18 protein-coding genes are annotated in these 20,855 nt (G+C 62.5%); 5 read left to right on the top strand and 13 right to left on the bottom strand.

All coding sequences use genetic code 11. The annotated features are described in order from the left end of the window. Positions 1-123: 123 nt before the first annotated feature. Positions 124-537, bottom strand: coding sequence for a rhodanese-like domain-containing protein (locus tag IVB46_RS18190; protein ID WP_028152329.1), 414 nt, complete (start codon positions 535-537; stop codon positions 124-126). A gap of 56 nt (positions 538-593) precedes the next feature. Further along, a complete protein-coding gene (locus tag IVB46_RS18185; protein WP_028156289.1) occupies positions 594-1,769 on the bottom strand; it encodes a VWA domain-containing protein in 1,176 nt (391 codons plus the stop codon). Between the two features lie 123 nt (positions 1,770-1,892). Here IVB46_RS18185 and IVB46_RS18180 point away from each other — a divergent pair, with 123 nt between their 5' ends. Both IVB46_RS18180 and IVB46_RS18175 read left to right on the top strand, forming a co-directional pair. Then, positions 1,893-2,138, top strand: a complete 246-nt coding sequence (locus IVB46_RS18180; RefSeq protein WP_028152331.1) for a GlsB/YeaQ/YmgE family stress response membrane protein — start codon at positions 1,893-1,895, stop codon at positions 2,136-2,138. A gap of 92 nt (positions 2,139-2,230) precedes the next feature. Next, entirely contained in the window at positions 2,231-3,073 is an 843-nt protein-coding gene (locus tag IVB46_RS18175; protein ID WP_063981465.1) for a MoxR family ATPase, read from the top strand. 66 nt (positions 3,074-3,139) lie between these two features. Here IVB46_RS18175 and IVB46_RS18170 read toward each other — a convergent pair whose 3' ends face one another. The 7 genes from IVB46_RS18170 to IVB46_RS18140 form a co-directional block, all read right to left on the bottom strand. Beyond that, positions 3,140-5,230: a hypothetical protein gene (locus IVB46_RS18170; RefSeq protein ID WP_247304247.1), complete on the bottom strand. Its 2,091-nt coding sequence runs from the start codon at positions 5,228-5,230 to the stop codon at positions 3,140-3,142. A gap of 1,145 nt (positions 5,231-6,375) precedes the next feature. Beyond that, a complete protein-coding gene (locus tag IVB46_RS18165; protein ID WP_247304249.1) occupies positions 6,376-6,855 on the bottom strand; it encodes a hypothetical protein in 480 nt (159 codons plus the stop codon). Positions 6,856-6,938: 83 nt separating this feature from the next. After that, a complete protein-coding gene (locus IVB46_RS18160; protein WP_247304257.1) occupies positions 6,939-7,244 on the bottom strand; it encodes a hypothetical protein in 306 nt (101 codons plus the stop codon). A gap of 111 nt (positions 7,245-7,355) precedes the next feature. Continuing rightward, positions 7,356-9,002: a GMC family oxidoreductase N-terminal domain-containing protein gene (locus tag IVB46_RS18155; RefSeq protein WP_247304259.1), complete on the bottom strand. Its 1,647-nt coding sequence runs from the start codon at positions 9,000-9,002 to the stop codon at positions 7,356-7,358. Positions 9,003-9,016: 14 nt separating this feature from the next. After that, positions 9,017-9,610 (bottom strand): GNAT family protein, encoded by a 594-nt coding sequence (locus IVB46_RS18150; protein ID WP_028147003.1) that lies wholly within the window; start codon positions 9,608-9,610, stop codon positions 9,017-9,019. 157 nt (positions 9,611-9,767) lie between these two features. Next, on the bottom strand, positions 9,768-10,694 hold the full coding sequence (locus IVB46_RS18145) for an SMP-30/gluconolactonase/LRE family protein (RefSeq protein WP_247304261.1): 927 nt from the start codon (positions 10,692-10,694) through the stop codon (positions 9,768-9,770). Between the two features lie 240 nt (positions 10,695-10,934). Beyond that, positions 10,935-11,780: an AraC family transcriptional regulator gene (locus IVB46_RS18140; RefSeq protein ID WP_247304263.1), complete on the bottom strand. Its 846-nt coding sequence runs from the start codon at positions 11,778-11,780 to the stop codon at positions 10,935-10,937. 170 nt (positions 11,781-11,950) lie between these two features. Between IVB46_RS18140 and IVB46_RS18135 the strand changes: the two genes are divergently transcribed. Continuing rightward, positions 11,951-13,054, top strand: coding sequence for a mandelate racemase/muconate lactonizing enzyme family protein (locus IVB46_RS18135; protein WP_247304265.1), 1,104 nt, complete (start codon positions 11,951-11,953; stop codon positions 13,052-13,054). Between the two features lie 9 nt (positions 13,055-13,063). Here IVB46_RS18135 and IVB46_RS18130 read toward each other — a convergent pair whose 3' ends face one another. After that, on the bottom strand, positions 13,064-13,420 hold the full coding sequence (locus IVB46_RS18130; protein ID WP_247304266.1) for a hypothetical protein: 357 nt from the start codon (positions 13,418-13,420) through the stop codon (positions 13,064-13,066). 187 nt (positions 13,421-13,607) lie between these two features. Between IVB46_RS18130 and IVB46_RS18125 the strand changes: the two genes are divergently transcribed. Continuing rightward, positions 13,608-13,832 carry a hypothetical protein gene (locus tag IVB46_RS18125; protein WP_014492853.1) on the top strand — a complete coding sequence of 75 codons (225 nt, stop codon included), beginning with the start codon at positions 13,608-13,610 and terminating at the stop codon, positions 13,830-13,832. A 280-nt stretch (positions 13,833-14,112) separates the two neighbouring features. Here the strand turns inward: IVB46_RS18125 and IVB46_RS18120 are convergent, their stop codons facing one another. Further along, positions 14,113-14,769 (bottom strand): glutathione S-transferase family protein, encoded by a 657-nt coding sequence (locus IVB46_RS18120; protein WP_247304268.1) that lies wholly within the window; start codon positions 14,767-14,769, stop codon positions 14,113-14,115. A 169-nt stretch (positions 14,770-14,938) separates the two neighbouring features. Here IVB46_RS18120 and phaZ point away from each other — a divergent pair, with 169 nt between their 5' ends. Further along, positions 14,939-16,162 (top strand): polyhydroxyalkanoate depolymerase, encoded by a 1,224-nt coding sequence (phaZ, locus tag IVB46_RS18115; protein WP_094184518.1) that lies wholly within the window; start codon positions 14,939-14,941, stop codon positions 16,160-16,162. 41 nt (positions 16,163-16,203) lie between these two features. Here phaZ and IVB46_RS18110 read toward each other — a convergent pair whose 3' ends face one another. Together IVB46_RS18110 and IVB46_RS18105 are read right to left on the bottom strand one after the other, a co-directional pair. Then, positions 16,204-19,533, bottom strand: coding sequence for an adenylate/guanylate cyclase domain-containing protein (locus tag IVB46_RS18110; RefSeq protein WP_247304270.1), 3,330 nt, complete (start codon positions 19,531-19,533; stop codon positions 16,204-16,206). Between the two features lie 314 nt (positions 19,534-19,847). Beyond that, entirely contained in the window at positions 19,848-20,363 is a 516-nt protein-coding gene (locus tag IVB46_RS18105; RefSeq protein WP_063981455.1) for a hypothetical protein, read from the bottom strand. Between the last annotated feature and the right edge of the window lie 492 nt (positions 20,364-20,855).

The raw sequence follows: 20,855 nt of genomic DNA, 5'->3' as shown, positions 1-20,855 counted from the left end.
GGCTTGACCGGGCGATCCAGTATTCCAGAGGCGGTTGTGATTGAGTCGAGAAGCTGCGGCGTACTGGATTCCCCGCTTTCGCGGGGAATAACAGCGGAGATTGGCGCGACAGCGCAGCACTTCTCACCCCTTCTTCTTCGGCTCCCACTGCTCCACCGGACCGCCGGCATCGCGCCAGGCGGCGTAGCCGCCGGCGATGTGGGCGACGGGCTTCAGGCCCATGTCCTTGGCGGTCTTCGCCGCGAGCGCGGAGCGCATGCCGCCGGCGCAATGGAAGACGAATTTCTTGTCCTCCTGGAAGATCGGCTTCGCATAGGGGCTCTGCGGATCGATCCAGAATTCGAGCATGCCGCGGGTGCAGGCGAACGCGCCGGGGATGCGGCCGTCGCGCTCGATCTCACGGGGGTCGCGGATGTCGACGATGACGACGTCACCGTTCTTGGAGATCTCGATGGCCTCCTTGGCGTTGAGCGTCTCGATCTCGGCATTGGCCTCGTCGATCAGCGCCTTGATGCCGCGGGTGATGGTCTGGGGCATGTGGTTCTCCCTCTTGTCGGCCTCTGCGCGGCCGTCCGGACTGACGGCGCGTGCAGCTAGTGCGTCAATTCCTTCATCGCACCCTCAAGACCCTCGATCGTGATCGGGTACATGCGGTTGGCAAAGATGCGTTTGATGATGGTGGTCGATTCCGAATAGTCCCAGTGCTTCTGCTGCACCGGATTGAGCCACACCGTATGCGGATAGGTGCGGATGATGCGATCGAGCCAGACCGAGCCTGGCTCCTCGTTGACATGCTCGACCGAGCCGCCCGGCACCATGATCTCGTAAGGCGACATCGAGGCGTCGCCGACGAACACGACCTTGTAGTCGTGCGGGTATTTGTGCAGCACGTCCCAGGTCGGCGTGCGGTCGGTGAAGCGGCGCTTGTTCTGCTTCCACACGCCTTCATAGAGGCAGTTGTGGAAGTAGAAATACTCCATGTGCTTGAACTCGCTCTTCGCCGCCGAGAACAGCTCCTCGACCTGCTCGATATGCGAATCCATCGAGCCGCCGATGTCGAAGAACACCAGCAGCTTCACCGCATTGCGCCGCTCGGGCCGCATGTGAACATCGAGATAGCCGTGATTGGCAGTCTCCCGAATGGTGGTGTCGAGATCGAGCTCATCAGGCGCGCCGGTGCGCGCGAATTTGCGCAGGCGCCGCAGCGCCACCTTGATGTTGCGGATGCCGAGCTCGACATTGCCGTCGAGATCCTTGAACTCGCGTTTGTCCCACACCTTCACGGCACGGTTGTTGCGGTTCTTCTCCTGGCCGATGCGCACGCCTTCGGGATTGTAGCCGTGGGCGCCGAACGGCGAGGTGCCGGCGGTGCCGATCCACTTCGAGCCGCCCTGATGCCGGCCCTTCTGCTCCTCGAGCCGCTTCTTCAGGGTCTCCATGAGCTTGTCCCAGCCCATGGCCTCGATCTGCTTCTTCTCCTCCTCGCTGAGGTATTTTTCGGCGAGCTTCTTCAGCCATTCCTCGGGGATCTCCGCCTTCTCCATGGCGTCGAGCAGGCTTTCCAGCCCCTTGAACACCGTGCCGAAGACGCGGTCGAACTTGTCGAGGTTGCGCTCGTCCTTCACCAGCGAGGTGCGCGACAGATAGTAGAAATTCTCGACCGAGTAGTCCGACAGATCAGCGTCGAGCGCCTCCATCAGCGTGAGGTATTCGCGCAGCGTCACGGGGACCTGCGCATCGCGCAGAGAAGTGAAGAATTGCAGGAACATGGGTGACAGATTGCCCGTCGGGGGGCGAACGTCAAGGGGCCGAGCCCGCCGCGGGACGCTGGACCGGTCGGCTTTTTGCTCTAGAATTGACCGTCTCACGGGGTTGTTTTGGGGACGTTTGCAATGGGAATTCTCGCAGCGCTCATCATTGGCGCGATCGCCGGCTGGCTTGCCGGCAAGATTGTCCATGGGGCGGGATTTGGGCTGATCGGCAACATGGTGGTCGGCATCATCGGCGCGCTGGTGGCGAGCTGGGTGTTGCCGCAACTGCATATTGCGCTGGCCACCGGCACGATCGGCGCCATCGTGGATGCCACCATCGGCGCGGTGATTGTGCTCGTCATCCTTTCACTGATAAAACGGGTCTGAAAGCCTGACCGAACCAGGAACGGCCGCCATGAGCGGCCGTTCCGTTTGTTGGACCAGGGCGATGCCCGGCCGACGACCAACAAGGACGCGCGATGAAATTTACCGGCACCAAGGACTATGTTGCGACCGACGATCTCAAGGTCGCCGTCAATGCCTCAATCGTGCTGGAGCGGCCGCTGCTCATCAAGGGCGAGCCCGGCACCGGCAAGACCGTGCTGGCGGAGGAAGTGGCGAAGGCGCTCAACGCGCCGCTTTTGACCTGGCACATCAAGTCCACCACCAAGGCGCAGCAGGGCCTCTACGAATACGATGCAGTGTCGCGCCTGCGCGACAGCCAGCTCGGCGATGCCCGTGTCTCCGACATCAGGAACTACATCAAGCGCGGCAAGCTGTGGGACGCCTTCACCGCCGAGCAGCGCCCGGTGCTGCTGATCGACGAGATCGACAAGGCCGACATCGAATTCCCGAACGACCTGCTCCTCGAGCTCGACCGCATGGAATTCCATGTCTACGAGACCGGCGAGACGATCAAGGCCAAGCAGCGCCCGATCATGATGATCACCTCCAACAACGAGAAGGAGCTGCCGGACGCCTTCCTGCGCCGCTGCTTCTTCCACTACATCAAGTTTCCCGACGCCGACACGATGGGCCGCATCGTCGACGTCCACTTCCCCGGCATCAAGAAGCGCCTGGTCGAGGAAGCGCTGCGCATCTTCTTCGAAGTGCGCGAGGTGCCCGGTCTGAAGAAGAAGCCCTCAACCTCCGAGCTGCTCGACTGGCTCAAGCTGCTGCTCAACGAGGACATGAGCGTCGAGCAACTGCGCGAACGCGACCCGCGCAAGCTGATCCCACCGCTGCACGGCGCGCTGCTCAAGAACGAGCAGGACGTGCACCTGTTCGAGCGGCTGGCGTTTTTGAGCCGGAGGGAGGTTTGATCTGCAAGCGCGCAGAGACAACCTGACCGCAATTCCTACCGCTAATCTGGGCCGCGCTTCCCCGCGTCATCTCGGATTCGGGTGACCGTCAAGGCGGAGCTGATAAACGAAATAGGTTGGGGTACAGAACCCGATCTTTCGGCTTCTCAAGTTATTCAACGCCGGGGCACTGACGTTGAACCTTGCACTCGTGACAAAATCCGGCATCTGCTGGCAAATATAGTCCTCGCGGCAAAACCGCGACGGCGAGCATGTGTTCAGGAGGCCGCGGCCGACGCCAGCGGCGAAAATGCCGCTGTCGAAATATCCCTTGGCCATCTGCTCAAAGCCCTTGCCTCCGACGATCGCGCAGATTTCCTCGGGCACGCTGCCCGGCCGGATCACCGCCAGCGACGCCTCCTCGGGCTTGCAGGGACGCGTGACGCGGCCCAGCGGCACGCCGATCTTCGTTGGACGGCAGTTGTAGCCGTAGCCGCTCAATTTTCCTTCCGGCAGCTTGTAGACGAGTTCTTCCTTGCTGACGCGGTCGCTGAACGCGCGCAGGTTGAAGCCGAGCGGGTTGTTGGCGGCGGTCTTCGCTGTGGAGTCCTCGATGACGTTTGAGCGGCAGCTCAAACCCGCGGCGACATTCTGTGCCGCGGCCACGCATTGGCCGAGATTGGAGGAAGTCGCAGCGTTCGTCACCAACGCCTGACAAGTGAGGTTACGCGTGGCATTGCAGCTCCATTTCGCGGCCTGCGCCAGATCCGCATTCAAAGGGCACGGCATGTTGTCGCCGGCGACAATATAGGCCGGATTTCCGCTCTCCCAGGCCGCCGGGGGCGCCGAAGGATGCGGGCGAAAACTGTTCGGCGCCTGACCGAGCGAAACCCGCTCGACATAGTTCTTGCGGCGAACAAGTTCCGCGTAGACGTGGGGCGAGAACGGCAATTGCAACTCGTTACCGTCAAGGGCGTTTCTGATGGCCTCCGCGTCGCGGCCGAAATCGAACCGGTCCACGCCGAGAAAATGGAATCCGGCGGTCGAGGATGATTGATGGCAGCCCATGCAGGACGACGTGTTCAGGCGTTCGAGCAGACCCGCGCCGGATTGCACGAATTTTTGTGACCTCCCGGGGACACCCGCCGCCGCGACGATCCGTGCCGCCTGCTCGCTGCCGATTGCGAGATCGAAGGGACGATTGGCCATGCGCGCGCTGCCGGCAGTGGAAAAACTCAGCGCGATATCGGCCTCCAGGCTCTCCGGTATCCTGAAGGTGCCGTTGTCGATCTCGGCGATGTGGCCGGCGAGATAGTCCTGCAACTGCTTCTGCTTGCCGGGATCCTTCAGGATTGCCTGCACATCAGGCGTATTTTCCAGCCGTGTCGGCTGAAACTTGCCATCCCTCAACGCGAAGATCCGCATCCAGTAGATCGCCTGTCCGGCGAATTTGCGGTTCTCCATGTTTTCGAGGTCTGATGGGAAGCGCACCACCTGCGCATTGATCTCCATCTGCTTGAAGATCAGTCGCGAAAAATCCAGCGGCCCCTGCAGCAGGCGTTGGGCAACCACTGCCGGATCGTCAGTATCGATCCCGGCGACGCGCCAGAGCGAGGCGACGTCCTGGCAATTCCTGCCGTCATCCGCGTAACTGAACACCATGTTCACGGTGAACGGCATGCGCGACGCGTAAGTCTTGCCGTTCATCCTCACTTCGTAGCCGAGCCGGTAGATGAAGCGCAATTCGCCGCAATGCGCGGAATCGAAATCGCGGCGGTCCATCCGATTGACTACGCCCGACAAGAGGAACAATCCGTCGCTGGAACCGAGCCATCTCTCGTTAAACACGCGCGCAACATTGCCATTCAGCCGCAGCGTCTTGCCAGCGTCCGTTTTGGCCGACTTCGGGTCGTAGGTTTTCAGGATCTCCTTTTCCCAATCGATGCCGAGTCCCGCTGTGATACGCGTGATGTCGGCGGACATCACGGCAGCGAACTGCGCGTAGGTCCCACTGAATTGAGACAAATCGCTCGCCCGCGTCGGGCCGCCCGCGACCGCCGGCTGCGGCAGCTTTTGCGCGGCGTGAATTTTCCCGAACAGGTTCACCAGCGAAAGCGCGGATGAATTGTCATGATCGAGCACCGCGAGCAGCGGCCCCTGGCTGATCAGGGTCGTCACCTCTGCGGAAGCCCGGGGAGACTGGGCAAAGCAGGGAGAGATCGTGAGGATCAAGAGGCAGAGTATTGAGATGAAGCGCATCTGCTGTTTCTACTACGTCAAGGCGCATCCTGCAATTTAAGGGTGAATGTCCCGAGGAGCCCGCGCTCGAGGAAAGAGGGAAAGCGCACGCTCTCCACATCGTCATTGCGAGCGCAGACACGCCGCAGCATCCTCGCGGCGCATTTCGCCCGAGCTTTGCTGTCTCCGTCACGCCCTCCAGGAAAGAGGGCGCAGGGAAGGCCGGGTGCCGGCTGGCACCCACGGTCCGCTGTGCGAAAGCACACGCAGAAGAACTGCACAGCGGCATACAGGTGAAGCCAAACACACGGCCTTCCCTACGCAGTGGTCGGACGGCGTATGCCGTGCTCTCCCGGGAGCCGAGTTCGTTCTGGCCTCCCTCACCCCTGCGAAAGTCGCCGACACCGCGCCGGTTGACGCAAATGCCGCCTCCGCAAGAGCTTGACCGTAGCAACGACGGCCAGGACCACACGGTTTTGCCGTACGCACACAGCGCCCTCGTCCGCACGAAGCCTCAGGGCTCACGGAGAGCAATCCGCCCTGCCCTTAGCCTCTCGCACCCGACGCTGCCGCGTCCACCGCAACCCGGCCCGCGTTTCGAACGACTCGCGAACCGCCCCTCTTCCTCGGACCGGGCTGTTTCGATGTATGCCGCAATTCCGAATTTCGGTAAAGTGGAATATTTTTGCTGGGATGGGTTGACGGGTTTTCGCGGCGGCCGGTGTTTTGCCCGACGGCGCAATCTAGGCCGCTCCATCAATCATAAAATCTAGCTTTCTCCCAAATCCGTCAGCCACGCAGCGAAATCCTCGCCTCCGTGGAGATATGTGGTCGGAGAACTGCGAAAGTCTGCGCCGGACAACCTCGTGATGGCTAGCCATACCTGAGAATCTTCGATGCCGGGGTCGAACTGCCGAACCCACTGCGCTGCCCAATCCGAGACTTTCTGACGCGCCTCGTCATCACCGACAAGGGCACGTATCTTCTCCCGAACCTCAGAACGGGTTGGTTCGCCAAGCCCCTCATAATCCGACATACGCCACCATTCGATCGATTCCCGCCTGCGCATTGCTTCGACAATGCGCCTACCCATCCAAAGGATCAGGTTTGAAATAGTGAAAGGCGACGGTCCGCCCTTTTTGCAGAGGCAATGCCAAGTCGACATCGGCACGTAGCGGCCACTTATCGGGCTCACCGCTGATCCAGGTAACTCCGCTCATGTCAGATGTTACGACAGCGTCGGCCAGTGCCGTCAGCATAACTTCCGCTCTGTCGTAAAATCGGCCGCCGCTCGGCAGCGGTATCGAGCGCTGGAATGCGTCCAGACAGATGACTCCGGATTCCCTCATCAGCCAGTCCCTCTCTGCATACACGGAATACCAGGCACCTGCGCGCCCCACTCTCAGAGGGGTGGCGTCCAGCAGGATCAAAGTCTCTACAAGGCGCGCCAAAAGCAGAGCGCCGGTGGGAAATTCGCCGACATACATATCAGGCTTCGCGCGAATGGCATCGACCGCGCTTATGGTCGGAATTTCATCATCCGGATGATTTGAGTTTTCGTTCATGCGTCAGCGTAACCCACCACTTCTCTCGACGCGGAAACAAAAAGGGGGCCTACGCTACGCTACCCCACCCTACGCAGATAGCTCTACGGCACGCCAAGGACCTCTTGCAGAGTATTGAGGATCTCGGTCACGAAGCGCTCATAGGCGGTCCGGTCTCCGCCCTTCTCGGCTATCCGTTCGGTCTGCCAAGCCAGGAAAGACGGCAGATACCAGAGCAAGGATACCAAGCGCTTTGGTACCATCTTTTCGTCGCCGATCTTGATTGCGCGCAAGATGGCAAGGACCGCTTGTCCTCGAGTTGCATCATAATCGCCATTGCGGACGCGATCGAAGAAGCCATCCGTATTCCACTCGGTTTCCAGCTGCTCGATGATCGCGGCAATAGTCATCGGCAGGTCCCTTGGAAAGCGAAAATCTGACTCGCGGAGAGTCCCCCTCACCCGGATCGCATCTTCGATGCGATCCGGCCTCTCCCCGCAAGCGGGGAGAGGCGAAGTATCTCACGCCACCGCTGCGTCCGGCACACGCGCGGATTCCATCGGCTGCTTGCCGCGGATCAAATCCGAGGCACGATCGGCGATCATCATAGTGGACGCATTCAAATTCGCCGAGATCATGCGCGGCATCACGGAGGCGTCAATGACGCGGAGGCCCTCCAACCCATGGACGCGGAGCTGGTCGTCGACCACCGCCCACGTGCTGTCCGCCGGGCCCATGCGGCAGGTGCAGCCGGGGTGGAAGGTGGTGGTGCCGCGTTCGGTGGCGGCGGCGAGGAATTCGTCGTCGGTGTTGATGTTCGGGCCGGGGAAATCCTCGTAGGCGTAGTAAGGCGACAACGGCGCACTCTTCAGCAGGCGCCGTGCGAGCTTCATGCCGCCGACGATGACGCGGCGGTCGAGCTCGGCGTCGAGATAGTTGGTCTGGATGATCGGCGGCGCGAACGGATCGTTGGAGCGGATGCGGACATAACCGCGGCTCTCGGGGCGTTGCTGCCAGGACGCGACCGTCATGCCGGGCTCGTCCTCGAGCTGGCCCTGTACGCCCTCCTTGTAGCTCGCCGGCGTGAAGGTGAGTTGCAAGTCGGACGAGTCCGCGCTCTCGCCGGAATGCCAGAAGCAATAGACCATGGTCGGCGACAGCGAGAGCAGGCCGCGGCGCGCGGTCGCCCATTTCAGCGCTTCGATCCACAGCGAGAAGCCGCGGCGGAGCTCGTTGATGGTCTTGATGTCCTTGACGCGCGCTACGGTGCGCGGGGCGTAATGATCCTGCAGACCTTCGCCGACCGGCAGCGCATGGCGCACCGCGATGCCGTGCGCGCCGAGCAGATCGGGTGAGCCGATTCCGGAGAGCTGAAGCAGCTGCGGCGAATTATAGGTGCCGCCGGACAGGATCACTTCCTTGTTGGCACGCACTTCGACCGGCGTGCCGCCGCGTCCGCCCTTGGTGTAGCGCACGCCGACGGCGCGCTTGCCTTCAAAAATGATCTCGGTCGCGTGCGCGTGGGTGTGCACATGCACGTTCGGGCGCTTCATCGCGGGCCTGAGGAACGCGGTCGAGCCGGAGACGCGCAGGCCCTTGTCGATGGTACGCTGGCAGTAGGAGACGCCTTCCTGCTTAGCGCCGTTGTAATCGGGGTTGCGGGGAATGCCGAGCGAGACTGCGCCTTCCATGAAGGCTTCGCAGAGCGGATCGCGCCACTCCATCGTCGTGACGGTGAGATTGCCGTCGCGGCCGCGATAGGTGTCCTCGCCCTCGCCGACCCGCTTTTCCAGCCGCTTGAAGTAAGGCAGCACGTCGGCATAACCCCAGCCGCGATTGCCCATCTGCGCCCAGGTGTCGAAATCCATCCGCTGGCCGCGATTGTAGATGTGGCCGTTGATCGAGGACGAGCCGCCGAGCGTCTTGCCGCGCGGCGCATAGATGCTGCGCCCGCCGGTGTAGGGCCCCGGCTCCTGCTGGTAGGCCCAGTTGATGCTCTTCATGTGGAACGTCTTGATGAAGCCCGCCGGCAGATGGATGTAGGGATGCCAGTCGCTCGGGCCCGCCTCGAGCACGCAGACGCTCACGTTCGGATCTTCGCTGAGCCGGCTGGTCAGTACGCAGCCGGCGGAGCCCGCGCCGACGATCACATAATCGAATCTGTCCATGGTGCCTCGGCCGCTCAGCGCGGCTTGTCGTTGAGTTGATAGTTCAAATGCGTCCGCACCGTCGGCCATTCGGCGGCGGTGATGCTGTAAACCACGGTGTCCCGCAGCGTGCCGTTCGGCGTGACCTGGTGGCTGCGCAGAATGCCGTCCTGCTTGGCGCCCAGGCGCTCGATGGCGCGGCGGCTCTGATGGTTGAAGAAATGCGTGCGGAATTCGACCGCGATGCAGTTCAGCGTCTCGAAGGCGTGGGTCAGCAGCAGAATCTTGCACTGCGTGTTGAGCGGCCCGCGCTGCGCGCTCTTCGCATACCAGGTCGAGCCGATCTCGACGCGGCGGTTGGCGGCATCGATGTTCATATAAGTGGTCTGGCCGACGATCTTGCCACCGGCATCGAACACGGTGAACGGCAGCATCGAGCCTGCGGCCTGGAGGCCCAAGCGGCGGTCGATCTCCTTGGCCACGTTCTCCGGCGTCGGGATCGCGGTGTACCAGATCGTGTAGAGCTCGCCGTCCTTCACGGCCTCCACCAGCCCCTCGCGGTGCTCTTTCGACAGCGGCTCGAGACGGGCGTGCTGCCCACGCAGGGTGACGGGATCAGGCCAGGGCATTTCTCTCTCCATAATGACTGCCGTCCTTCCGGGGCGCGACGACGTCGCGAGCCCGGAATCCATAATCACCGCCCGGGGTTATGGATTCCGGGCCTGCGTGCTGGCGCACGCATCCCGGAATGACGACCGACGCATCGGCACGGCTGCTCAGATACATTCACTTATTCAGAAAGTTCAACGGCAAACCGGCGCGCGGCCAGTCCATGGCGATCAGCTCGCCCTTGCCCGACAGCGTGATGTAGGCGGTCTTCAGCCCCTCGCCGCCGAAGGCGATGTTGGTGGTGACGCGGTCGCCGGTCGGGACCTGCTCCACCAGCGTACCATCAGGCGCGATCACCGAGATGCAGCCGGAGACCAGGGTGGCGACGCAGACATTGCCGTTCGCCTCCACCGCGAGCGAGTCGAACATCTGGTAGCCGCCGAGGCCGCAGATCGGCTTGCCGCGCTCGCCGCGGTAGATCACCTCGCGCGGCTTGAGCGTGCCGGGCGCGGAGAGCTCATAGGCCCAGAGCCGCCCCGTCGGGGTCTCCGCGATGTAGACGGTGTTCTCGTCCGGCGACAGGCCGATGCCGTTGGCCGGCAGCACGCCATGCACGACCTCGACGATCTCGGTCATGCCGGGCTTGAGATAATACATGCCGCCGACATCCATCTCGCGGGCGCGGCGCTTGCCGAGATCGGAGAACCAGAGGCCGCCGTGCTTGTCGAAGACGAGGTCGTTCGGCCCGCGCAGATCGTGCTCGCCGCATTTGGTCACGACGGTCTCGACCTTGCCCGATTGCAGATCGACGCGCTGGATCGAGCCGCCGAGATAGCCGTCCGGCTGCGGGCCGGGCATGATCATCTTGCCGGTCGGAATCCAGGAGAAGCCGCCATTGTTGCAGATGTAGATCTTGCCGTCGGGGCCGAGGGCTGCGCCGTTCGGGCCGCCCGGCACCTTGGCAACGACCTCCTTGCGGCCGTCGGGATGGATTCGGGTCAGGCGCTGGCCGCGAATCTCCACCAGCACGACCGAGCCGTCCGGCATCACCACGGGCCCTTCGGGAAATTCGAGGTCGGTGGCGAGAACGCGAACGTTGGACATGGGGACCCTCCCGGCTGCTTGTTATGGCTTGCACGGGATGTCCGGCACGGGCCCCACACGCAAGATTTGCCTGCGGTTATGACAAAGTCGCCGGGGCTTGCCAAGCAAGCGGGATGGTATGCCAGCGTTGCAACGTAAAGCGCGATGACATATCGCGCTTTAGGTCTTGTTTGAGCATGATCTCTTCGGAAAACCGCTGCGCACTTTGCGCGAACGCGGCCCTTCGGGTCCGGATCGTGCTTACTCCCGCACTGGTATCCAAATCTCGAAGCCGCCATTGCCGGTCGCGGGATCGAATTTCTCGTCATAGCGCTCGAAGTTCGGCGCATCCGCAGCCTTCAAGCCGGACGCCGGCAGCCACTGATTCCAGATCGTGTTGACGGTGCGGCGGATCGAGGCGACGTGCTCGGTGTGGGCGAACACCGCGTAGCGCTGCTCGGGAATGCGGATGCGACCGAAGCGGCGCGGCAGGTCAGAGAAATCGGCGACCTCGACGCCGGCGATGTAGTCGAAATTGCCGGAATCATCGCCGTTGCAGCAGACGCCATAGGCGACTTGAGATTTTCCCTGGCCGATGCGTGCGGGAATGTCGGCGACTTCCTGATGGAAGCGGTGCCACAGTCCCGGAATGACGGCGCCGTTGTCGCAGGAGATGCGCTCGGCGGGGCCGGCGACGAGGAAGGCCTTCGCGGCTTCGAAACGCGGCGGGACCAGATGGTCGAGCATGGTGGAATCCATGAGGATCGGCTCCTGAAGCTTGAGTTTGTCGAGGCACGTTGCCGCCCGCACCGCTTCGGGTGTGGTGCCAAACTGGTCGCGGAACGCGCGGGTGAACGCTTCGTGCGAGCCGTAATCCGCCTCCAGCGCCAGCGACAGGATGTCCGGCGCGCCGTTCGCAAGACTGCGCGCCGCTTCCGTCAACCGCCGCGCGCGCACGTAGCGCATCACCGGAAGTCCGGTGGCTGCGGCAAACGCCCGCACAATGTGGAACCGCGACACGCCAGATATCGCAGCAATCTCGTCGAGCGTCATCGGCTCGGCCAGATGGCTCTCGATATACCAGAGCGCGCACTGGGCTGGGTTCATGCGTCAAGGGCCCTCGTTCGAAGCGTGGCGATGATGCGCTGACGGCCACCGCCTCGCTTGATCGGCATTGCTGTCCTCGCATGAGAATAGTTCCGGAATAGCCACTGGCAACGCCCCGGCATTCGCAGCTACACTCGTTGCAACCGCTCACCAGAAAGAGGAACCGCGTCATGGAAATCACCGATGTGCGGGCGCACCATATCCGCATCCCCTATGACGCCGGTGTCGCGAGCTTTCGCCAGGGCGCGTCCGCAATCTCCGCGCTCGACATGGTGCTGGTCGAGGTCACGACCGATGCCGGACTGACCGGCTGGGGCGATGCCTTTGCCTATGTCTCCCCGCGCACCACGCGAAGCGCCGTCGAGGAGATGATCGCGCCGCAGGCCCGCGGGCTGAAGGTTCCCGATGCCGCCGGCATTCCGGCGGTGATGGAACAGATCCAGCGCAACCTGCATCTGTTCGGCCGCTACGGCATCACCATGTTCGCGATATCAGGGCTCGACATCGCGCTGTGGGACCTGGCTGCGAAGATCGAGGGCGTGCCGCTGCATCGCCTGATCGGCGAGACCAGGCGCTCGTCCATTCCCGCCTATGCGAGCCTGTTGCGAATTGGCTTGCCTGAGAACATCACGGGCGAATGCAAGAAGGCGCTCGCGCTCGGCTATGGCGCCATCAAGCTGCATGAGACCACGACGTCGGCGGTGTTTGCCGCGCGCGAGGCCATCGGGCCCGGCATCCCGCTGATGGTCGACATGAACTGCCCGCTCACAGGCGAGCAGGCGATCGCATTCGCGAAGGCGTGCGAGGACGCGCAGCCGATGTTTCTGGAAGAGCCGGTCTGGCCGCCGGAGGATTTTGCCACACTCGCCGAGGTCCGCCGCAAGGGCGGGCTCGGCGTCGCCGCCGGCGAGAACGCCTGCACGGAATATCAATTCCGCCAGATGATGAATGCAGGCGCGGTCAGCCATGCCCAGCCATCGGTGACCAAGGTCGGCGGCATCACGGAATTCTTGAAGGTCGCCGCACTCGCCGATCAGCTCGGCGTCAAGATCGTCCCGCACTCCCCGTATTTCGGTCCGGGCCTGCTGGCGACATTGCACCTGCTGGCGACGCGCGACGACGGGTTGGTCGAGATGTTCTATCTGAAACGCGAAGCGTGTCTGTGGGGCGGCCGCGCCGATGTCGATGCCACCGGCCACGTTGCGGTGCCCTCGGGGCCCGGGCTCGGCTATGAGCCCGATCGCGGCGTGATGGAGCGCTACCGCGTGGCGTGACGGCGACCGCTATTTCGCCGCATCCTTCGGTGGCGGCGCGTCCTGCTTCTTCTTCAGATCGTCCGCGATCTTCACCTGTGCAGCCTGGAGATCGCCCAGCGTCTTCTGCAGGCCGGCCACAAGCGTCTTCAGCGCGTCGATCTGGCGGTTGGCGGCATCGAGCTTCTGCTGATGATCGAGCGTCAGCTTGGTGATCGTCTTCTGCAGGAAGTCGACGTTGCTCTGGAGGCAGCTCGTGCGCCGCTCCATGGTCTTCTCGACGGTGCAGATCTCGATGCCGGGCACGTCTTGCGCGCGGACCGGCGCAATCGCCAGCGGGGCGAGCAACAACATCGCGAAACAAACGCCGGCGCTTCGAAGCAGCATGCAGGTTCCTCGTCCAAATCAATCACGGCAATGTGCGCTTTTTGTTCGCCGACGCCGGAGGCTACCACACTCGTACCGCATTCTCGCGTTGAGCTTGGCTTGTTCCCTTGGACGGGGAGCAGTGAACCGTGCGCGGAAGAAGAAGTGGGCGCTGTTTCCGCGACTTTGATTAGGGGAGATTTTTGGAATGGCAACGCGCGATAGACGTCTAGCGGAGTTCGATGGCGCCGGAGAACCGCCCCCTGGCCTGCCGGTCGAAGTGCTGTGTGAGGACCATAGCGGAACGTATCAGCTGCCGTTCGCCTGCCGCTATGTCGAGGGCCGCTGGCAGAACGATGCGGCCGGCGTCCCGGTGGAAGCCACCGTCATCGGCTGGCGCGTGCCGCGCGTCAAGCACTCGGGCTTCGCCTGACGAGCGGCGTCTGTCTCAAAATGCAACGGGGCCGCGCTCTGCCTTAACTAACGGAACGCGGCCCGAACGAATCACGTCCGAATCAGCCGGAACGCCGTGTACGCGGCTGTTCACGGCTAGATGTCGCAACAAGCCCGCACGCGTATACAATATCTGCGCAGCACGTGGGCCGGCCCGAGCCGGCTGCGGGTGCTAAAAGTTAACGGCTTCAAAGACATGGCGGCCGGCTGCGGCAGCCCGGGTCTCGCTCCCAAAACAGGCAGGCGGGCGCCAGGCCTGCCTAATATTCGACCTCGAGCTCCTCGATCTCGGCCGGCTCATCCTTGGCCGCCGCGATCCATTCCTTCATCTCGGGCATGGCCATGATGGTATCGGCATAGGCCTTCAGCAGCGGCTCGAGCTTGACGTCATAGGTCACGAAGCGCGTCACCACGGGGGCATACATCGCATCCGCCATGGTGCGCCTCGCGCCGAACAGGAAGGGTCCGCCTGATTTCTCCAGGCAGTCGCGCCAGATGGAACAGACGCGGTCGATATCGGCCTGCGCGCGCGACCAGATCTTGAAGCCGGGGAAGTGCCCCTTCAGATTGACCGGCAGCGAAGCGCGCAACGTTGTAAAGCCGGAATGGATTTCGCCGCAGATCGAGCGGCAATGCGCCCGCTGGACGCGGTCATCAGGCAACAGACCGGCATCCGGCATCGCCTCGTTGAGATATTCGGCGATCGCCAGCGTATCCCAGACCACGGCGCCGTCGTGGCGCAGGCATGGCACCAGGATCGACGACGACAGCAGCAGGATTTCCGCGCGCGCCGACGCGTCGTCCGGCGCGGTGACGATCTCCTCGAAATCGAGCCCGGAAAATTTCGTCAGCAGCCAGCCGCGCAGCGACCAGGACGAATAGTTCTTGCTGCTGATCGTCAGTGTCGCCTTCGCCATGTGGCCCATTCCCTACGCCTGTGACTTGCACGCCGCCCGGCCCGCGGGAGTGCTCATGACCTGTGCTTCCCGCAAAAGGAGGAGCAAGCGATGTGCCAGTTTTGAGGGCGGTAGGGCTCCCATTTGGCTTCGATATTGCATGACAGCACGGGAAGGTGGGCGTTTCAGTATGATGTCGATGTATTATCAGGCCTTTCAGAACCATATGGACCTCACCGCGCCGTGGCGGGCGGGAGCTTCGTCCGCGCTCAGATTCCTCCATCTGGTGCCGCAGGGCCTATCAGATCAGGTCGTCGGCCGGCTCTCGGCCGCGCTGGAGCTGATCTCGCGCTCCACCCTCACCTATCACCGTCCGGCCTACGGCATCGACAGCGTGATGGTGGGCAACCGTGAGGTCGGCGTCACCGAGGAGGTCGCCTACGCGACGCCGTTCGGCTCGCTGCTGCACTTCAGGAAGGACGGCGTGCCGGAGCAGCCGCGCATGCTGCTGGTGGCGCCGATGTCGGGCCATTTCGCCACGCTGCTGCGCGGCACAGTGAAAACGCTGCTGCAGGATCACGACGTCTACATCACCGACTGGCACAATCCGCGCGACATTCCACGCCGCGAAGGCCGCTTCGGGCTCGACGATTACACCGATCACCTCATCGACTTCCTCGGCCAATTGGGCCCGCGTCCGCATATGGTCGCGATCTGCCAGCCCTCGGTCTCGGCACTCGCGGCCGCCGCGGTCATGTGCGAGGGCAACCATCCCTCGCGGCCTGCGACGCTGACGCTGATGGCAGGCCCGATCGACACGCGCATCCAGCCGACCAGGGTCAACGAGTTCGCCAAGAGCAGGCCGATCGACTGGTTCGAGCAGAACCTGATCAACTACGTGCCGGTGCAATGCCGCGGCGCGCTCCGCAAGGTCTATCCCGGCTTCGTGCAGCTCACGGCGTTCGTCTCGATGAATCTCGAGCGCCACATCAAGCAGCACATGGATCTCGCCAACCATATCGCCAAGGGCGAGAAGGAGAAGGCCGCGAGCATCAAGACCTTCTACGACGAATATTTCGCCGTGATGGACCTGCCGGCCGAGTTCTACATCGAGACCGTGCGCGACGTGTTCCAGGAGCACCTGTTGCCGCAAGGCAAGTTGATGCACCGTGGCCGTCCCGTGAACACCAAGGCCGTCAGCCGCATGGGATTGATGACGGTCGAAGGCGAGAAGGACGACATCTGCTCGATCGGCCAGACGCTCGCCGCGCAAGACCTCTGCACCGGTGTGCGCGCCTATCGCCGCGTCCACCACATGCAGGCCGGCGTCGGCCATTACGGCGTGTTCTCGGGCAAGCGGTGGAATAACGAGATCTATCCGCTGCTGCGGGATTTCGTGCACGTGAATTCCTGACTGTCATTCCCTGCCCCCGGACTGGGGGAAAACGGCACGTGCTAATGCACTTGCTCGAGCAGCTCTTTCGCTTCCACGATTTCAGAAAGATTTCGCTCCACATCGAATTCGGCCAGCACGGGAGCGAGCACTTCGGATACCCCGCCTGCTCGGCCATTTCTCTTGTGCAGGCGTGCAAGTCCAAGGGCGCTGCGGAGCTCGAAAGTCTTCGTCTGCTGGCGTCGTGCGATCTCAAGCGCTCGCTTGAGAGAAGCTTCGGCACTGGCTTCGTCCGAAGGATCAAGACGCGACAAAAGCTCGCCGCGGGCGCGATGCAGCTCGGCATCAAGCCAATGCTGGCCGGATTGCCCGGTCCATGCGATCAATTCGCTCAAGATTTCCAGCCCGGTTTCGAGTTGGCCCGACGCTGCGTTCGCCAAGGCGACATGCATCCCCCAAAACGGCTCACAGAGATAGCAGTCATTCTCGTGCAGCAGGGTCCAGCCGCGACGCATTTCCGTCAGTCCGGTCATTTGGTCGCCGGCACGCCACTTGGCGAGGCCATCCAGATAGGTGCCGGCGGCCACGTACAACGGCATCGTGTGGTCGCGCGCGAGACCGAGCGCCAGGATCGTCTCCGTTTGCTGCAACATGCCTCCGCATAGTCCGTCGAACACGGCGCGATGAACCAGCGCGTTGGCCTGGGACAGCGCCCGTTTTTCTCCCGAAGCACTCACCGCTTCGGCGGCGAGGCGGCGTGCGCGCGCGATCTTGCCAAGCGGCCAAAGCACCAGGGCTAGAAACCTCATGATCACGAACGGGAGATCCAGTGCCGAAGCCCTGAACGTCGCGGGATCCGGCTCGGCACCATAGATCTCGAGTGCCTGCTCGAGATGCATCCTCGCGTTCAAGTAGTCACCGCCGAACCAGCAGGTAACCCCGCCCGTCCAATGTGCAACGACGGCGGCCACCGGTGAGTCCGGTCGTCGGTCAGCGGCGCTCCTGATGGCATCCGCCAGCTCCCGCATCGGAGCGAGTTCGCCGTGTGTCAGGCAAGCATTGAAGAGACCCGAATGGACCGGCGCGAGTTCAACGGGATCATTGATGTCGGCAGCGAACTGTCGGGCACGCGTCCATGCGGCTACCGTTTCGGGAGCGCTGTGGCCGAGGCTGCCTCGCAATGCACGGCCATATTCGATTTGAAGATGCAGCCTGCTCATCATCCGGCGGGGATCATCCGGCACCTCATCGGCGGACGCGATCGCCTTGCCGAGATGCGCGATCGCCTCGGAATAGGCCGAGCGCTTCAGCGCTTGCTGGCCCGCCTTGCGCCACCATTCGAGGGCGATCTCGCTCAGCCCCGCCTCAGTGAAGTGGTGTGCCAGAACTTCCGGCTCAGTCTCGGCAACGACGGGAAACTTCTCGCGCAGGACATCGCCGATGCGCTTGTGAAGCACCTGCCGTTTGCTCTTGAGCAGGCCTTCATAGGCCGCTTCCTGAACGAGAGCGTGCCTGAAGCTATAGTTTGCGTCGGGCGGCGTCCCGCGACGCACCAGCAGTTCCGCCTCTTCGAGTTGCCCCAGCGCAGCGCTCAGCGTCAGATCATCGCGTCCTGTCACATATCTTAGCAGCGTGTATGAAAAGTCGCGGCCGATGGCGGCGCCTATCTGCGCCACCTCCTTGACGGGAGCCAGCCGGTCGAGCCGCGCCATCAGCGAATCCTGCAGCGTCGCGGGAATAGCGAGCGGCGGGAGCGGACTATCGAGGCGGTAGCGTCCGGAATCCTCGACGAGCAGTCCGGACTCCAGCACCATCTTGGTCAGTTCCTCGACGAATAGCGGGATGCCGTCAGTCTTGTCGATGATCTGCTCCATCATCTCGCGCGGCAGCTGGCGGCCAACTGTCACCTGCTCGACCAGCGCACGCGTGTCCTGCCGGTCAAGCCGGTCGAGCCGCAACAGGCTGACGTTGGCGAGGCCCGACCAGGAGGGCTCGAACTCTGGCCGGGACGTCATGAGCATGAGTATCGGCAGTCCCCTGATCCGGTCGACCCCGAGATCGAACAGTTCAAGTGTCGTGGCATCGGCCCAATGCATATCCTCGCAGATAACCAGCAGGGGTTGCTCTCGCGCCAACCCCTCGAGCTGATCGAGAAGCGAGGCAAATGTCTGTCGCCGCTGCTGCGCCGGGCTCAAACCAAGCGGCGGATAATGGTCGCCGGTTGGAATCGAAAGGAGAGCCGCAATGAACGGTGTCGCCCGGGCGACCTGTTGCGTTCCAAGCGCCAGCATTGCCTCAAGCTTGTCGAGCTTTTGCTCCGGCATGTCGTGCGAGCGGATACCGGCTGCGCGCTCCAGCTGCGCGACAAAGGGATGAAGCGCGCTGTTGGTGTGGTAGGGCGAACACTGATATCGCACCCGGCGATGCGCCCCCAACGCGGGGTTTTCGGACAGCGTTGCGACAATGCGCGACTTGCCGATGCCTGCTTCGCCGGAGATCAACACCATTTGGCCCTGCCCCTGCCATGCCAATCGCTGGCGCGAGAGCGTGAATTCGATCTCCTCCTTGCGACCGACAAAGCCAATCGAACGCGCTGCGCGGACCGCCTCGAAGCGACTTTCCGATGCGGCCGCCCCCTCGACCGCCCAGACCGCGATGGGTTCGGCTATCCCCTTGACCTCGCGGCGGCCGAGATTGCGAAAAGTGAAGAGATCGCCAAGCAGCCGGCGCGTCGACGAGGCAACGACGACCGCTCCCGGCTCCGCCAGGCTCTGCAGCCGGGCAGCGAGGTTTGGTGTATCGCCGACCGTTGCGTGCTCCTCAGACGCATCGCCGCTGATGAGGTCGCCGACCACCACAAGCCCGGTCGCGATTGCGATCCGCAGTTCAACCCGTTCGTCAGCGCCCGTCTTGAGTCGCCCAATCGCAGAAATGGTGTCGAGGCCCGCTCGCACTGCGCGCTCCGCATCGTCCTCGTGGGCGCGGGGATAGCCGAAATAGACCAGTATTCCGTCACCGACGAACCTGGCGATCCTGCCGTCATAAGCAGCGATGACGCTCGCACAGGCGGCGCGGTAGGCCCGGATCACTTCCCACATATCCTCGGGATCGAGACGCGCGGAGAGCGCAGTCGAGCCGACCAGGTCGCAAAACATAACGGTCAGGTGACGCCGCTCGGCGTCGTGAGGAGGAGCCGGCGATGCGATCAACGCGGCTGGATCGAGGTCGGCAATGGCACGCAGCATTTTGCGGCGATGGCCAAGCAGGACTCCGAGTTTATCGAAGTCCTCGGCCATCAGTTCGGGAAGGACGCCCATGTCGATCCCATTTTGGACAAAACGCTCTGCGTATTGTCCAAGCCCCAGCTTCTCGAGCCACTCCGCAATCTGCATTGGCTCCACCGATCGTGCGGTTGGCGGTTAGCAGAATTTTGGACCACGGCGCGGGGACAATATCCCAACGCCACCATGATGGCACGTCTTGTTTGTTGCGCGATAACTTAGGTTGCTCAGTACCGATGCCGCTTCCAAGCAAGGACATTGCTCGATGCAAACGGTCGCGCTACTAAAAATCGTCTGCACGCAGCGTTGAACGACAGAAGTTGCGATGAGCCGTCAACCACTCGCCTTCAGACCTGACGTCAGCACTGGCACTGGTGCCCACATCACGACGCCAAGCAGACGTTTTTCCGTGAGCACAATTGTCTTCATTCTTCGTCCTTGGGCACTACGTAGTTGCGCGCCATCGTTCCCGCCGCAACTTGAAGCGAAGACCCAACGACCCAACAGCCGGCGAGAAACGCTATCAGCGCATTGGGTAGGCTTTGATCAAGGACAAGGATGCTGACGGACAGAGTTGCTGCAATCGCCGCGCCGAACGTACCGGCCGCACTCATGATCTCAGCAACCTCAGAGCCGTTGTATTCTTCCGAGGTGCTCGAAATCGACCTCCGAGCGACAGACCGGGACAAATCAATTCCAACATAATAGCTGAGAGCTCCGTAGAGCATTGTTAGCAGCACGATCCAGCCGCTTTCAAAAAGCCCGCCTTTCTGACGCAACAGGGTCGCACCCACATAGAGGCCGCAAGAGGCCCCAACGGCTGCTAGCCCAATTCTTTCGAGGAGATGGGCCGACTTGATAAGACTGGAACGGGCGATCCCAAGATTACCGGCGTACCTCGTTAGGGAAAATGCGCTGAAAACTGCGTTGCCTATCTTCATTGGGGGCTCCTCAATAAGTAGCAGCCTACCGGCCGACCCCGATTAGAAGCTGCGTGGACGCGCTTCGCGATGCCCTTGATTCCAATTTCCAAAAGATGTGGCTGAGTGATGGGGCTGGCTTGCTCGTAACCAAGACGAGAGCCAGTCCAAAGCTGCGAGCTCGCGGCTTCGCAGGCATTGCATCTCACCCGTGTCTGTCAGTCAGCTCCGGGTGCAGCAATTTCTTGGGGGAGAGTTAGCTCGAAAAGAGAGTGATGGACTATGAGACTGTTCACATACTCCTGTTCCCTGTCGCTCCATCCAGTCACGATCTCAGGAGGACTAAGTTTGCATCGTTGCATACGCGGGAGCGCAGAAGCGCGAACTGACAGGCGCCGTGAGTTCGCAAGCTGTCCCGCGTTGCGCCACGTCAGATCGATTCGCGTCGTGTAGGCCGCGGCGCGCCGCAAAAATCTCGTCAGGCGGATGGCCGATGCCGTCGGCGAGATTGGC

This window comes from Bradyrhizobium sp. 61 (assembly GCF_023073075.1).
GTDB classification, from domain to species: domain Bacteria; phylum Pseudomonadota; class Alphaproteobacteria; order Rhizobiales; family Xanthobacteraceae; genus Bradyrhizobium; species Bradyrhizobium barranii.
Note: the sequence above shows the minus strand (reverse complement) of the source record. Positions and strands in the feature narration are given on the sequence as shown.